This is a genomic window from Pseudoalteromonas sp. J010 (genome assembly GCF_003934235.1).
GTDB classification, from domain to species: domain Bacteria; phylum Pseudomonadota; class Gammaproteobacteria; order Enterobacterales; family Alteromonadaceae; genus Pseudoalteromonas; species Pseudoalteromonas peptidolytica.
Map to the genome: position 1 here is coordinate 36,757 of NZ_RDBW01000005.1, position 15,254 is coordinate 52,010.

Below are 15,254 nucleotides of genomic sequence, written 5' to 3' on the forward strand. Positions count from 1 at the left end.
AACGAGTCGGGGTTTACATGGCTGTGCATTACTCTCTGTGCTTAATAAACCCGACAAAAAACATAACAATTAGAAAAATAAGGGAAATTTCATGCCAGCGACAAAACGCAGTAATCGCAAAGAGCAAATACTTCAATCTCTCGCACAGATGCTGGAAACCAGTCCGGGGCAACGTATCACCACCGCTAAGCTGGCCACCGAGGTCGGTGTATCTGAAGCTGCACTATATCGCCACTTTCCGAGTAAAGCGCGAATGTTTGAAGGCTTAATTGAATTTATCGAAGATACTTTACTATCGCGTATCAATTTAATTTTAGAAAATGAAAAAGAAACGCGTAGCCGCATTTACAATATTCTGACGTTACTACTTACTTTCGCCGAAAAAAACCCAGGGATCACGCGGATCCTAACAGGTGACGCTTTGCAAGGTGAACAAGAGCGTTTGCGTGAGCGCGTGCAAAGCTTATTTGAAAAGTTAGAAACACAATTCAAACAAGTATTAAGAGAGCGCAAGCTTCGTGAAGGCAAGGCGTTTACAAGTGAGGAAAGTGTCCTTGCGAACTTCTTTTTGGCATTTGTTGAAGGCAAAATGAACCAATTTGTGCGCAGTGACTTTAAAGCAAAGCCAACAGCACAGTTTGATAAACAATGGGTTGAACTAGAGAAAATTTGGCTGTGATTTAGTCGCTTAATAGCCACCTCACACCGCAGAGCATTTTAGTTTCACAGATAAAAGTGATAAAAATACAATAAATAATTAACTAAAATGCTCATCTTATGACTTTAAAACTATCCTTGCTAAGCGCAGCACTCATCAGTGCTAGCAGTTTTGCAGCAAAGCCCAGTCTTGAATTTAAAGACGTTTTTGATTTTCGTTACCCTCATGGCACCGTCATGTCCGAGCAAGGAAAGTACCTTGGCTTGAGCGCTAAGCCCTACCGTGGCGATAGCGAAGGGCAAGTGTACGCATTACAAAATCATTCCTTAATCGCTACCGTGCCACGCGGCACAAACCCTGTCATTAATAAAAATGCACAATGGGTTGGCTTTACTCAGGTTCCCACTTTACTCGCTAAAGAAACTGCCAGTAAAAAAGAAAAAAAAGCGCTAAAAAATAACTTAGTGTTAGTCAATACACGCACTAAAGCGCAGCACACCTTTGCTGATGTGAAGGATTACCAACTATCAGATGATGGGTTATGGCTGGTATATCGGGAAGATAAAAAGAGTGCTAAGCAAGCAGAGTCAGCAGCCAAAGACGAAAAAGCCTCAAGCGATCTGAAAATCACAGCAGATAAGAAAGACCAAGCACTTACCTTAGTTGTCACCGACCTCACAACCAACAAGAGTACTCGTTACGACAACATAGCAGCTTATGATTTAGCACCAGACAGCCGCGGTATCCTTGTCAGCCAACATAGCGAAGATGGCGGAAAAAACCGCGTCGCATTTGTTGATTTACAAAATCTTCAACTTACCAGCTTGATAGATGAGCCAGGCGTAACCTTAGGTGATATTGCTTGGCAGCCAAATGCCGAGCGAGTTGCATTTTATTTAGGTAACTATGTTAACGATGATAAGCGCCGCCGCGACTATCAGCTAAAACTATGGTCTCCTGTAGACAATAAGCTGACTGACATCACTAACCCCAGCGGTTGGTTTTCAGGCAAGACTGCAAAATTAGAATGGTCAGAAGATAGTACTCGTCTCTTTTTTGAAAACCGCCCGGTTTTGGAGGCAAAAGTACCAGCAGCTAAATACGAAGGTGAGCGCTCACTTTATGATTACGACACAATCCGTGAGCAAAAAGGTTTAAAAGTTTGGCATAACGCTGATCTTGAGATAAAGCCCAGAGAAATAAAAACATGGAATGAAAGTCGCCGCGATCAACACTACCAAGCGGTGTTTCATATTAATGGCCAGCGCATAGTACAACTTGAAAACCAACAGGTGCCAAGCATTACATTACGTAGCAATGCAAACTTTGTATTAGGTAGTAATGATGAGCCTTATCTAAAACAAATCATGTATAAAGGCTTTTATCAAGATTATTACGCTGTAAACGTCAATACTGGACATGCCCAGCTCATCGTAAAAGAAAGTGCCAATCGTCCAAGCCTTTCACCAACGGGTAAACATGCTGCATATTTTGACGGCGAGCAACTGTGGTTAACAGCACTCTCCACTCAAAAGCGCACAGCCATTAGCCAAGCGGTAAAAGAGGCGATATTTGTTGATGACAAGCACGATTACCCCGGACCAAACTCTGGCTATGGTTTTGCTGGTTGGCAGCTTGATGGCTCCGTACTTTACGCTTACAGTAAATATGACATTTGGGCATTTGATACCAGCACATTTAATGCGACACGCTTAACTGATGGTTACAAAACAAAAACCCAATACCGCATTGAATATAAGCCTAAAGATAGCCTTGGCTTTAAGGCTGATGACACCATGGTTTTGCGGGCACATAACCTCGAAAATAAGCAAACACATATCGCCACACTTGCACTAAAAGACGGCCAGTTGCAGCATGTGTTAACAGGTGAATCAAAACATCGTGTAGTCAAGAAATCTAAAGACGCTGACACTTACTTAGTAACTAGGCAGTCCTATCATGAATTTCCTGATTACTGGGTCACAAATGGCCAGTTCGCTCAGCCTACCAAGCTCACTAATTTGAATCCACAACAACAAACTTTTGCTTGGGGTCAAAAGCCTGAGCTTGTGCAATACAAGGGCTATAACGGCGAAGCACTACAAGGTGTACTAATCAAACCTGCCAACTATAAAGCTGGTGATAAAGTGCCTGTGGTCATTTATTTCTATCGTTATATGAGTCAGCGTATGTATGACTTCCCAAAAATGGAGCTAAATCACAGGCCAAACTTCCCGATGTTCACTTCAAATGGCTATGCGATATTCTTACCGGATATTCGTTTTGAGGTGGGTCATCCAGGTCCGTCATCTACACAAACCATGATCAATGCAGCTCAAGCGCTGATAGATATGGGTGTTGCGGATCCTGAAAAAATTGGCTTGCAAGGTCACTCTTGGGCGGGCTACCAAAGTGCATTTATGATCACCCAGACGGATATGTTTAAAGCAGTTGTCTCTGGTGCACCGGTTTCAAACATGACCTCTGCGTACAGTGGTATTCGCTTGAAGTCAGGCCTTGCGAGACAATTTCAGTATGAATCAGGGCAAAGCCGTATTGGTAAAACACTGACGGAAGCACCCGATTTATATATCGAAAACTCTCCGGTGTTTTTTGCAGATAAAGTAAATACGCCTATTCTCATCATGTTTGGCGATAAAGATGGCGCAGTACCTTGGCAAGAAGGTATTCAATACTATTTAGCATTAAGAAGACATGATAAAGACGCTATTTTCTTACAATACGAAGGTGAGCCGCACCACCTGAAACAGTTCCCTAACCAAGTCGATTTTTCAATTCGAATGAAAGAATATTTTGACTACCACCTAAAAGGGATGCCACCAGCTAAATGGATAACCTCTGGAGAGGCGTTTAAAGCCGAGCAGTAAATCCTTAACACTCAGGTGTGATAACTCATGTTATCGTGCCTGAGTCCCCCCTCCTCAATATATTTATACCACTTTATCATCAAGCAAATTCGCCATACTCACATTTTGTTACTGACTAAATTAACAGCTAAGTGTTGAATATAGGTTCAATGACATGTAACTTCGATGTTGCAGGATAATTTTCCTATAACGCAAACAAATAAATATATAAGGAAATAAGATGAAACTTTCAAACCTAACGGCGACGATTAGGCTTTCACTGCTTGCTTGTACAACATTAACAGCCGGTATCTCCAGCATTGCTCATGCTGAAACTGAGACCACTGCTAGCAATAATGTTGAGCGGATCGAAGTCACTGGTACTCGCATTAAACGTGCTGCAATGACTGGTGCAAGCCCGGTAACCAGCCTAACTGCAGAAGATATAGAAATTGCAGGTATTACACGTGTTGAAGATCTACTAAACAACATGCCAGCGGTCTTCGCTGATCAAACTTCAGGTACTGCTAACGGTGCAACAGGTACTGCAACCGTAGATCTTCGCAACCTAGGCCCCTCAAGAACGTTAGTCTTGGTAAATGGTCGCCGCTTGCCCTCGGGCTCTCCTGCGGGACTTGATGGGGTTGGCGCTGATGTTAACCAAATCCCCGCATCACTAGTTGAGCGTGTTGATGTATTGACTGGTGGCTCATCAGCGACGTATGGCTCTGATGCTGTTGCAGGTGTTGTAAACTTTATCATGAAAGACGACTTTGAAGGTTTTGAAGTCGACTATCAAGGCAGTGTTTACAATCATAAAAATGACCACAAAGATATGCAGCGAGCACTCAATGCAGCTGGGTTCGATATCCCTGATTCTTCTGTAACCGACGGGGATACTCATGATATTTCAGTTATTTTTGGTATTAACTCAGATAATGACAAAGGTAATATCACCGGCTATATGACATGGCGTGATATTGATGATATTCGCCAAGACTCTCGTGACTTTAGCGCCTGTGCGATGGACATGGAGCGTGATAGAAGTAAAGACAATGCAGGCGTAAGAACTTGTAGTGGCTCAAGTACTATCCCCACTGTACGTTTAACCAACTTTGATACTTTTGATTATACGGTTTCGGGCCGAGATTTGGTCGACCGTAACGGTAAAGTCTACAACTATGGCCCACTTAACTACTTCCAGCGTCCAGATAAACGTAAGACATTCGGTTTATTAGGTCATTATAACCTGACGGACAAGCACACTTTTTACGCTGAGCTGAATTATATGGACAACCGTACTGTTGCCCAAATCGCGCCTTCTGGTTCCTTCTTTAATGATGAGCTATCTATAAAGTGTGATAACCCGCTGCTCTCAGATTCACAACGTGAAACCTTGTGTGGTCCAAATGGCCATGCCGTCGATGGTGCAGTTACCGCTTTCGTTGGTAAGCGTAATGTCGAAGGTGGCCCACGCCAAGACGATCTTCGCCATACCTCAACGCGTTTCGTACTGGGAATGCGCGGTGAAATCAATGATAACTGGACTTATGATGCCTTTTTTAATTACGGCAACGTTTCTTACGAGCAAACCTATCTGAATGATCTTTCTAAGCGTAAGATCAGCAAGGCACTGCAAGCAACACGAGACGACCAAGGTAATATTGTTTGTCAGTCAGTTGTCGATGGCAGTGATCCTGACTGTGTACCTTGGAATATCTTTGATTTAGATAATATCACCCAAGATCAGATTGATTATCTTACCATTCCATTATTCGCACGCGGTGATACTCGCTCAAAGCAAATTAACGGCTATGTAACTGGTGATCTGACAGATTATGGCGTTATAGTTCCTGGAACATCAACTGGTGTGGGAATTGTACTGGGTCTTGAACACCGAAAAGAGTCTATTAAGTTCAACCCAGATTACAACTTCATTACTAATGATGGCGCAGGTCAAGGTGGTCCAAGAAAACCAGTCTCTGGGGAATTTGATGTCAACGAGTTCTTTACTGAGTTAAATATCCCATTGGTAGAAGATACCTCGTTTGCAGATTACATTACCCTAGAACTGGCCTATCGCTATTCAGATTATTCGACAGATAAGCAAACGGACACTTACAAAGCCGCATTTGATGTTCGTATTAACGATGACTTAGGACTACGCACAAGTTATCAACGAGCAGTTCGAGCAGGTAATATCCAAGACTTATTTAGACCCTCATCGCTGGAGCTTGTAAACTGGGATGATCCGTGTGGTGGCGCTAACCCCACCTACACTTTAGAACAGTGTTTAAGGACTGGCTTAGCAGCAGAACGTTATGGTTCCGACGGCTTACTAAACCCCGCTGGTCAGTACAACTCAGTGCAAGCTGGTAACCCAGATCTGCGCCCAGAAAAGTCTGACACTTACTCCTTTGGGATACTTTACTCGCCTGAGTTTTTAGATGGACTTGATATTGCTATCGACTACTTTGATATCACCATCAAAGACGCTATTCAGCCATTCCCAGTATCTTATATTGTAGAACAATGTGCTGTTAATAATAGCGCAGAGTTCTGTGATCTGATCAACCGTGGTAGCACTGGCTCTTTATGGGTAGGCGAAGATGCGGTCACCTCAACAGACACCAATATTGGTAGTGTAGAGACTTCAGGTATTGATTTTGACGCGTCATATCGTTATTCGTTACCAGAGGATATGGGCCTACTTAGATTCTCATTGGTTGGTACATGGATGGAAAAGTTTGATACGCAAAACTCTCCAGGTGGTATCGTTGATGAATGCGCAGGAAAGTGGGATAAGAACGTATGTGAGAACCCAGTTCCAGACATGCGCTATAACTTCAAAACAACTTGGGTAACGCCATGGGATATCAATATCACAGCAACGTATCGTTATGTTAGCGAAGTAGAGGAGTTTTACCGCCCAACAGCTGAGGAACTCGCTGATCCTTCAAAACTACCGGTGCTAGTGCCGCTTACTGCACGAGACTATGTAGATATTGCTGCAACGTGGAATGCGACGGAAAATCTATCTTTCAGAGCCGGTGTTAATAATGTATTTGATAACACGCCGCCTTTAGTTCCTGATGGTCCTTCCGGTATAGCAAATGGTAATACCTACCCTGGTTTCCATGATATTCTCGGCCGTTATATTTTCGCAGGCTTTACTTTCAGAATGTAAAAAAACAAAAAAGCCCCTATCGGGGCTTTTTACTTAATCTGAGGCCGAATAAAGAGTGCTTCAACCCATTGTTTTTTTTTAAGAATTAGTTAATTATAATCTTTGTCTAACTAGAGAGCTTAAGGAGAAACACTGCTTATGCGCCATGCTCTCACTGAGGATTTATACCATGTCAGTAAGGCGAATTTACGTACCAATACGATAGCTGGTTATTGAAAATGGATCCAACGCAGTTAGCGCCGAAACTGACAGCTAGAAAGGCAGTAATTATCCTAAGCTTAAGTTATTTAACCACCGTTGTAGCTTATTGAGTACCAACAGATGATGCTCGACGTCGTAGCATTTCTTTTGCTTCTTGTTCAGCCGCTGCTTTTTGCTCAGCAGTACGGCAACGCCTTTTGGTGAAGCGTGAGCCGGTAATAATATCTTGTTCGCAATATAGTTTATCTCGTGACTGTACTTCATTTTGTGCCACTTCTTCGCCACTTTTAACCACTGATGTTGTGGTGCTACATGCGCTCAGCCCTAGCACGATACATATAGTAAAGACATATTTCATGATGATTTTCCTTAAATTACTGTAAAAGTCCCGAATCCAGAGAAATACTATCTACTAAATATGAACACTTTTCAATCAAAATGAATACCGGAAGGCAGATGTCAGTAGCTAGAGACTTTGATAAGCATAGAAGCGATAATCAGATCGCGTACACGTTCCAACTGTTGCCACCTTTAATTCGTTTTTTGGTTCGCCAAAAATTCAAGTAAGGCTTTTTCTGGCATCGGTTTCGCAAGCAAGAACCCTTGTACTTCATCACATCCTAGCTTTTGTAGCACCGCCATTTGATCTTCTGTTTCAACTCCCTCAGCAATCGTCTTCAGCCCTAGCATTTGGCTCAGCGAGATCACAAGATCAGCAATAGCACCGCTGTCATCATGCGGTATATCCTTCACAAAAGCGCGGTCTATTTTTAATCTGGCAAGCGGCAGTCTTTGTAAATAACTTAAAGAAGAAAAGCCTGTACCAAAGTCATCAATGGCGACTTCAACACCAAACTCCTGCAACTCTTGTAGTGTATTAATCACCGCGTTAACTTCGTCCATAACGACACTTTCTGTGACTTCTAGCTCAATATGCTTGGGATCGACATTGAAAGCACGGATGGTATCTTTAACTTGCTGTGCATAATGAGGAACTTTAAATTGGGGTACTGATACGTTCACCGCAACACTTAAATTACCATACCCTTGCTGCTGTAAAGTCGCTTGTAGTTGACAAGCTTGCTCTAGCACCCACTGACCTATCTCAACGATTAAGCCTACATTCTCTGCCAAAGGCACAAAAATCCCTGGTGAAATGTAGTTACCATTACCAGAAGGCCACCTTAGTAACGCTTCACAGCCAATCACTTTTCGATCTGCAATAGAAAATTGTGGTTGATACCACACTTCTAGCTTATTCATCTCAAAGTCTTGGCGAAGCTGCCTGATCAAGCCGAGCTTCCAAGCCATTTTTTCTTCAAGGTCAGGCGTATACCAATCAAGTGGAATACTAGATTGTTTAGCTTGGTTCAAGGCAATATATGCCAGCTTTAGGGTTTCTATACCTTGCGCCTGAAAGTCTTCTTGGCGGCATACGCCGATATGAAAGTGCATTGTCAATACATGTTCACCAACTTGATATGGTACGCATAAGTTGTCTATAAATGATGCTTCGTCAAATTGTGCCTCTGCTAATAACAAACCAAAGACATCAGCACCTATCCTTGATATCAGCTGGGCTTCAGGAAATTCCATAGCAATACGCTCTGCAACCCCTTGCAGTAACAAGTTACCAACCTCCTGTCCCAAACCATTATTAATGTCTGAAAATTGGGCAATATCGATGAGGATAAATACAAGCGACTGCTGTTGGTTAAAGTAGCCCTCAATCTTCTCAATGAAATTAGTGCGGTTTGGAAGTTTAGTGAGATTGTCCTTGTACGCAACCTCACGTAATTCGTGAAATAATTTAATATTGTCCAAGCCGACACCAACATTAGTTAAAAATATTTCCGCAAACTTCAGTTGTGCCGCGGATGGCTCAGCCTCCAGCTCTAAGAATATCGCAGCTTTTTTGTTTTTACTCTCCAGTAAAAATGTAACATCGTGCTCGGTAGATTGATGTGTTTCTGTATCAATACAGTTTTGCACCTGCATGATAACGCGGCCATTATCGAGCTGCTCAATACCATGACCAAAAAATGCTCGATATTCCTCACTACCACCAAACACCCGCAAGTGCACCTCATCCTCAGGGGAACCTATCACCACCCCTTCACCAGGCGCCCTTAGTATATTAGCCAATTGTGCGACCACTGCGGCGGCAAAGGAACTCATATCGGTGTGACCAAGTATGGCTCGAGAAGCAGTTAATATGTGCTCAAGCGCATGGCTTTGGGCTTCAAGTTCACAGATCTGTTGATAAGATCGAATTGCGGTAAGTAGGGAGGTAACAAGCTTGCTACGTGTAAGCTCCGTCTTCATTTTATAGTCATTAATATCAAACTCTCTAATGACTTTTTCTTCAGGCGCATAACCTGGTTGACCAGTACGCATGATAATTCGCACTGCCATATTTTTAATTTCTTCACGAACCCTACGCACCACATTAAGACCAGCGTCATCGGTTTCCATCACAACATCAAGCAGCATAATGCTAATGTCATTTTGCTGTTTTAGTATTTCGATTGCCTCAGCGCCTGAATAGGCATGCAAAAACCTGAGTCTTTTCCCCCAAAATTCTAGGTTTGACAGCGCAAGTTTAGTAACAGAATGGATTTCTGGGTCATCATCAACAACTAATACATCCCAAAAAGCACTTGTTATTTCTTCTTCTTGAGTAACTTCATCGTGCTCTGCAAACAAATAATCATCTTGCTCAGGTGCCATGCTTTACCCTTTAAATCCGTACTACTCTTTCATTATAGGCACTGATCCAACGCAGTGTTTACCATCAAATAAAATATGGTACATTTTTACTATTACAGTTCAGTTTGATTAAAAAACGTGAAATATTATAGTCGAGCATAGAACAAAATAGATGATTTAGCATACTTTTTACTAAAGAGGATTTTGTATCAAACGACTATCGACTCCCATGAGAACACTGATGCTTCTAGCATTGCTGATTATCATTTCAGGATTAGCGATGCCGCACGACTATAAAGTAGTGAAGCAAAGCAGAGCTGAAGTAACGAACACTGCGCTAACTCCCCTTGTGTTAACTCACTGGCCAACACTATTTAATTGGCAATCAACACAGAGTGTTTATTTTCGAATACTCCCAAAGAAGCAACACGTAGGTAGTTCAGCGGTTTTAGTCCACCCATGGGGCGAAGCTGAGTTAACCGTGACCAAAAGTACGGCTCAACATCTTGGGTTATCTTTATATATTGATGATGAACACTTTGCCAACATAACCCTTAACTTATTGACTGCACAAGCCGATACACAATTAATGGTCTCCATCGAAGGCAGAGTGAATACTCCATTTTTAGGAAGCTTTATTGCCCTATTTATGCAGCAATATTTGCAGCAAATCACAGACTCCGCCGTTAACCATATGAACACACATTATAAATTAAGAGCATGATATGGCAGTCAAAAATGCACAGGTAAAGTCAGCACTGGCACTTTCTATTGAAGAGCAGCTTGGCTACCCAATGGTCAAAAGGATCACGCCTCTCGTGACACAAAATGACCATTACCAGTCTGATAAGAACAAAGATAATCAATATACCGTCAGCACCCCGCACAGCACGCTGAAGCGCGCGCTAAAGCGCCAGCAATTGATAAAAATCCAACAGCAGCAAAATTTAGAAACCATTATGGGCATGTCACTCACAATCTGCCCTGAGGTAACTTCAAGAGGTCGACCAGATCCAGATTGGCTAGCGCACTTTAATACGATGGCTGAAGACATTGCTAATCACTCAATGCAAAAGTTATGGGCAAAGATTTTAGTCGGCGAAAGTATCAACCCTGGTACATTTTCAATTAAAAGTTTGCAAACATTGAAAATGATGACACAACGCGAAGCAACGGCACTACAAAAGTGTGCACCGCTTTGCGGTTACTTAGAAAAAGAAGATAGCTATTTGATACTTCACGGTTACTATAAAAAGCCATCTATTTTTGATTTGTTGAGAAAAGGCAGTACTGAATCTGTAAACCTTAGCCAAGCGGGGTTAAGCTTTCCGAACGTACTGACACTTATGGATATCAATATCCTGTATCGACAAGAGATAGAGTCTGCTTCTTTGCAAAAAGGGCAATCTATGCAGCTGGTTTATCAGCGTAAAAAACTCACACTGACAGCCAAGTCTAATGACCTCGTATTAAGTTACTACAAACTAACGCAGACAGGAGATGAGCTGAAAAAGCTACTACAAAATCCAATCAACAAAAACTATAAGCAACTACTAGAAAAAGCACTAGAGAATGAGTTTTTACTAGAGTGGGAAAGTAGATAACTAACCAGAGGTTTGGATAAAGAATGTTCCAACTCATTGTTGCTAAAACACAACTTAGTTTTCCCCTTGTCTAGCCAGAGCTTTAGGGAAAACTCCGCTCCCGTATCCTGCTCTCGCTAAGGCACCTACATTCTGTAGGCAAGGCGAGTTCACTCCCAATAGTTGGCAATTGGGAGTGAATTCAACGCAGTTAGCGCTAAAACCGGCTGCTAGAAAGGCATTAATGCTCTAAAGCTCAGGTTATTTATCATTTTATAGCTGTTTTTAAGTTAGAAATGTAACTGGATCCCAGCAAAAGGTCCCGATACATCTAAATCAGTATAAATATCATCAATATCATCTAACTCAAGTACCATTGAGCGATAACCTACTTTAACGGCAACATCAACAGCCATATTATCGATGAACTCGTAAGCAAGACCTACTTGATAATCTTGAATTTTACTATCGTCAATCGCCAACATACTGCCCTCAGCAAAAATGCTCAGCCCAGTTAATGGTAATCCAACTTCACCACGTAAGTAACCTAAAGGTACAAAGCCCGAAAACTCAACTTCTTCCGTTCTAGTTTGGCCATTCGCAGTACCTGTAACCATAATTGAGCCGTCAAATTGTTTGAAGTTCAAACCAAAGTCAAACGTCAACAAGTCGCTGTCTAGTACTTCGTAGTACAGCGTATAATCAATATGGTTTAGATCGGCACTCGTCGTTGCATTGGTACCCACCGTGTACACTTGGCCGCCAAAGTCAAAAGACTCGGTCAGCGTCGTTTGACCCGCTAATTCGAGTTCGGTGTAGCGCAACTTGATATTTGGCACTAAAGGTACTGGGTGCTCCAATGCCGCATAAAAGCTAGTAAGCGTCTCGTCGTCAAAATTAAAGGTTTGCATATTGCCTTTTTCAGCAAAGCTTCCTTCGGTTTCGGTATCCCACCCTTCTGCACCGACATAAAGTCCAAGTACCGTATCTGCATGCGCAGCCGGCGCTAGGCAAGCGAGAGATAATGCCGCTGCTAAAAAGTGTTTTTTCATGATGTTATCCTTGCGCTAAAAGTTCACTAAGTTCGATAAGAGCCGCATTGGCTCGCGAAATATAATTTGCCATAACCAACGAATGGTTCGCCACTAAGCCAAACCCACTACCGTTTAAAACCATAGGGCTCCACACTGTTTCCTGTGTTGCTTCTAATTCTCTAATGATCTGTTGGAGGCTCACCAACGCATTTTTCTTTTCGAGTACCGGCCTAAAATCATGTTCAACTGCTTTTAGGTAATGCAGCAACGCCCAGGTGGCGCCTCTTGCTTCGTAAAATACATCGTCAATTTTCCACCAAGAGGTTTTCACCACATTATGACTAGGAGCCGATGTTGCCTGATCAGCAGCCGAGTCGCCAGCTAAATCTGTGTTCAGCCTATCTTGACCAACACTGGCGCTGAGTCTTTGGCTTAAACTACCCATACGTTTTTCAGCTTCTTTTAGCCAAGCTCTCAGGTTGTCAGCGCGCGCATAAAATTGACTATCACGATTACTGTTATCAGAAATTTGCGTCAAATACTGGCGCAACAAATCATTGCCTTTTTGGTATTCACCTTCAGCACTTGGCCACATCCACGCCGTTGAGCTGATATTAAACTGTGGTTGAGCTAATTTTAAACTTGGGTGTTCTGTCGATTGAGATTGTGAACGACTGAAGTCTTTGCGCATCGAAAGCGTAAGATCTCGTGTCATTTCAAGCGCGCCATACTCCCAAGCAGGCATATTATCCATTATTACACTTGGTGGCATCATATCATTAGATAAATAGCCTCCAGGCTTATTCAGCAAGGTATCCGTCACTTTTATCAAGGTATGTGTTGTCACATATCCAGTAACTAATGTATTACCATTTTTCTGCGCATCTGCCTTTGCAGCTGCGACAACGTCAAACTGATCCGGCTCGACACTCCAGTAAACAGCAATAACATACCCAAGCAGTATGACAGCGATAATACCAGAGATGATTTTTCCCGTATGATTTCCCATTTAATACCCCACAGAGTTAATGATGAGTGTGATGTGGTGTGTCTGACTTTGCTTTACCACCAAACATATCTGCAAGTGCCACGATATCTGCCATCGTGTAGACTCGATCACCATCAGCAAAATATAGCGTAAGCTTGTGCTTATCACCGACTTTTAGTGTCTTAAGTGGCTCAAAAACCATTAAGTGATACCCGCCAGGTTGAAATACCACTGACTTTCCTGCTGGGATCGTCAACTCATCAACACGCTGCATAGTCATCATGTCTTCTTTGTGAATATGTTCATGAATTTCAACGCGTTTCACCCCCTCAAGCGACGCCTTCACTAGTATTTTGTCGTGTTGGGTTGGGTTGTCGATAACAAGATAACCCGCTGTTGAGGGCGCTGCCGGTAAAAACGCACGCACCGTCGCGCTGTGTACCATAAGCTGCTCAGAACTATGATGATGGTGAGCTTGCTCATCGTTTTGATGAGAAAAAGCGTTAAAGCCGATAAAAGTTGATAAAGCAAAAAATAAGGTTTTGATTACACTTGATTTCATATTGGCTTTCCTTGGAATTATACTGCAAATAACTATATCACAGATCCCAATTTAGCGTGTTTTTATCTCCTACATCAATATAAGTCAAAGGCTCAAGCTTGCGCCTGAGCAGACTTATCAACCACTAGCCACACTATCGCAATAATACAGATGAGTGGAAATAGGACAATCAGCGAATTAAATAGCAGTGTCATTACTAGCCCAATGAACACGATAAGGAGTAGACCTAAAATACCCGCACTAAGGAGTGCAACTATTACCACCAAGGCCACGATTGCCAAAAGCAACGCCAATATCTCAAAACCGACCCAACCTAGGTCAACACCCATTTCCAATTGCAAGTCGCTGATGTCCAGCCACATTAGTGGTAGCGACACCCACGAAAGCGCCAATAAACATACCAACGCAAAAAATATACCGGCAACAACTTTCATAGTGCCTACCTCGCCACCTTGTCTTAGTTATCGTATTTGGCTTTTGGCATCGCAAACCACGCCACACCGTAAGCCAACATTACAAACATTGGGAACTTAAAAAACAGTAGTACTGTAAGTAAACGCGTTAGCCAAATTGGCATATCAAAGCGTTGTGCTAATTGCGCACAAACGCCGCCGATTTTCTTTGAACTATTCATTTGAGACAGTGTTGATTGATATCTATTTTTCATCTTAATCCCCTTTTGCTTTAGTTGTTCAGCCGTCATTTAAAGCGAGCTTAGCTCGCTATTTTTTGCTTCAATTGTGCCAGCTCATCGTCAATTTTCTGTTGCTTTTGCTCATCTTCAAAGCGTTGCCACACATCAGGCTGCCCCAAATCGTAAGACTCAACTTCAGCCTCTATCCGCGCCACTTTACGCTCCAACTCATCAAATTTGCGTGTCGCTGAGCGCATTTCATCACTACTTAGTGTTTGCTTAATATTTAGCCTTGCTTGCCCTGCCTCCAGACGGCGTAGCATTCCTTTCTCTTTTGCTTTCAACTGTTGAATTTTGCTTTGCAACTTATCAGCATCTGCACTGAGTTTTTCTAGTGCAGGGGCTAGGTCATCAACCTTTTGCTGTGCTTCTTGCGCTTTTTCTATTTCTCGCTGCTTTTGCTCAAGGGCAGAGCGAGCGAGATCTTCACGATCTTTTTCAAGTGAATGTTCAGCTTTGCTTTGCCACGTTGCAGAAGCGCTATTCGCTTGCTCAATTTGGCGCTGTGCAATTTTTTGCTGACAAATAAACTCCGCAGCGGTTGCACGACAGTCAGCTAGCGCCTCTTCTAAGTCACGAATCAACTGAGATGTCAGTTTTTGTGGATCTTCAGCTTTGTCTAGTAACGCGTTAAATTCTGCTTTGATAAGATCTTCAATTCTGTTGATGATGGTCATTGTTCGGCTCCTTTTATAATATAGTTAAACTATTCCAAGAGCCGTGCCAAAAATAAAAACAGAATTAAATCATGAGGTTATATATTTTTTAGAA

Annotated in this window: 13 protein-coding genes; 5 read left to right on the forward strand and 8 right to left on the reverse strand. The window is 42.5% G+C overall.

The window, feature by feature from the left end; translation table 11 throughout:
* Nucleotides 1–91: 91 nt before the first annotated feature.
* From slmA to EAG18_RS04095, 3 genes are all read left to right on the forward strand, one after another.
* On the forward strand, nt 92–679 hold the full coding sequence (gene slmA / locus EAG18_RS04085; RefSeq protein ID WP_125251128.1) for a nucleoid occlusion factor SlmA: 588 nt from the start codon (nt 92–94) through the stop codon (nt 677–679).
* A gap of 98 nt (nt 680–777) precedes the next feature.
* On the forward strand, nt 778–3,546 hold the full coding sequence (locus tag EAG18_RS04090; protein WP_125251129.1) for a prolyl oligopeptidase family serine peptidase: 2,769 nt from the start codon (nt 778–780) through the stop codon (nt 3,544–3,546).
* Between the two features lie 220 nt (nt 3,547–3,766).
* The gene (locus EAG18_RS04095) at nt 3,767–6,712 is read left to right on the forward strand and encodes a TonB-dependent receptor (protein ID WP_125251130.1); all 2,946 of its coding nucleotides are present in this window, start codon (nt 3,767–3,769) and stop codon (nt 6,710–6,712) included.
* A gap of 304 nt (nt 6,713–7,016) precedes the next feature.
* Here the strand turns inward: EAG18_RS04095 and EAG18_RS04100 are convergent, their stop codons facing one another.
* Complete coding sequence (locus EAG18_RS04100) at nt 7,017–7,271, reverse strand: hypothetical protein (RefSeq protein WP_125251131.1); 255 nt, start codon at nt 7,269–7,271, stop codon at nt 7,017–7,019.
* 173 nt (nt 7,272–7,444) lie between these two features.
* Complete coding sequence (locus EAG18_RS04105; RefSeq protein WP_125251132.1) at nt 7,445–9,643, reverse strand: EAL domain-containing protein; 2,199 nt, start codon at nt 9,641–9,643, stop codon at nt 7,445–7,447.
* Nucleotides 9,644–9,863: 220 nt separating this feature from the next.
* Between EAG18_RS04105 and EAG18_RS04110 the strand changes: the two genes are divergently transcribed.
* Together EAG18_RS04110 and EAG18_RS04115 are read left to right on the forward strand one after the other, a co-directional pair.
* Complete coding sequence (locus EAG18_RS04110) at nt 9,864–10,346, forward strand: hypothetical protein (RefSeq protein ID WP_125251133.1); 483 nt, start codon at nt 9,864–9,866, stop codon at nt 10,344–10,346.
* Between the two features lies 1 nt (nt 10,347).
* Nucleotides 10,348–11,226, forward strand: coding sequence for a TIGR03899 family protein (locus tag EAG18_RS04115; RefSeq protein ID WP_125251134.1), 879 nt, complete (start codon nt 10,348–10,350; stop codon nt 11,224–11,226).
* A 269-nt stretch (nt 11,227–11,495) separates the two neighbouring features.
* Here EAG18_RS04115 and EAG18_RS04120 read toward each other — a convergent pair whose 3' ends face one another.
* From EAG18_RS04120 to EAG18_RS04145, 6 genes are all read right to left on the reverse strand, one after another.
* Nucleotides 11,496–12,257, reverse strand: coding sequence for a TIGR04219 family outer membrane beta-barrel protein (locus EAG18_RS04120; RefSeq protein ID WP_125251135.1), 762 nt, complete (start codon nt 12,255–12,257; stop codon nt 11,496–11,498).
* A gap of 4 nt (nt 12,258–12,261) precedes the next feature.
* The gene (locus EAG18_RS04125; RefSeq protein ID WP_125251136.1) at nt 12,262–13,248 is read right to left on the reverse strand and encodes a DUF2333 family protein; all 987 of its coding nucleotides are present in this window, start codon (nt 13,246–13,248) and stop codon (nt 12,262–12,264) included.
* A gap of 16 nt (nt 13,249–13,264) precedes the next feature.
* Complete coding sequence (locus EAG18_RS04130; RefSeq protein ID WP_125251137.1) at nt 13,265–13,789, reverse strand: copper chaperone PCu(A)C; 525 nt, start codon at nt 13,787–13,789, stop codon at nt 13,265–13,267.
* Between the two features lie 92 nt (nt 13,790–13,881).
* Nucleotides 13,882–14,223: a hypothetical protein gene (locus tag EAG18_RS04135; protein ID WP_125251138.1), complete on the reverse strand. Its 342-nt coding sequence runs from the start codon at nt 14,221–14,223 to the stop codon at nt 13,882–13,884.
* Nucleotides 14,224–14,246: 23 nt separating this feature from the next.
* Nucleotides 14,247–14,456 carry a PspC domain-containing protein gene (locus EAG18_RS04140; protein ID WP_125251139.1) on the reverse strand — a complete coding sequence of 70 codons (210 nt, stop codon included), beginning with the start codon at nt 14,454–14,456 and terminating at the stop codon, nt 14,247–14,249.
* 47 nt (nt 14,457–14,503) lie between these two features.
* Nucleotides 14,504–15,160: a PspA/IM30 family protein gene (locus EAG18_RS04145; RefSeq protein ID WP_125251140.1), complete on the reverse strand. Its 657-nt coding sequence runs from the start codon at nt 15,158–15,160 to the stop codon at nt 14,504–14,506.
* Between the last annotated feature and the right edge of the window lie 94 nt (nt 15,161–15,254).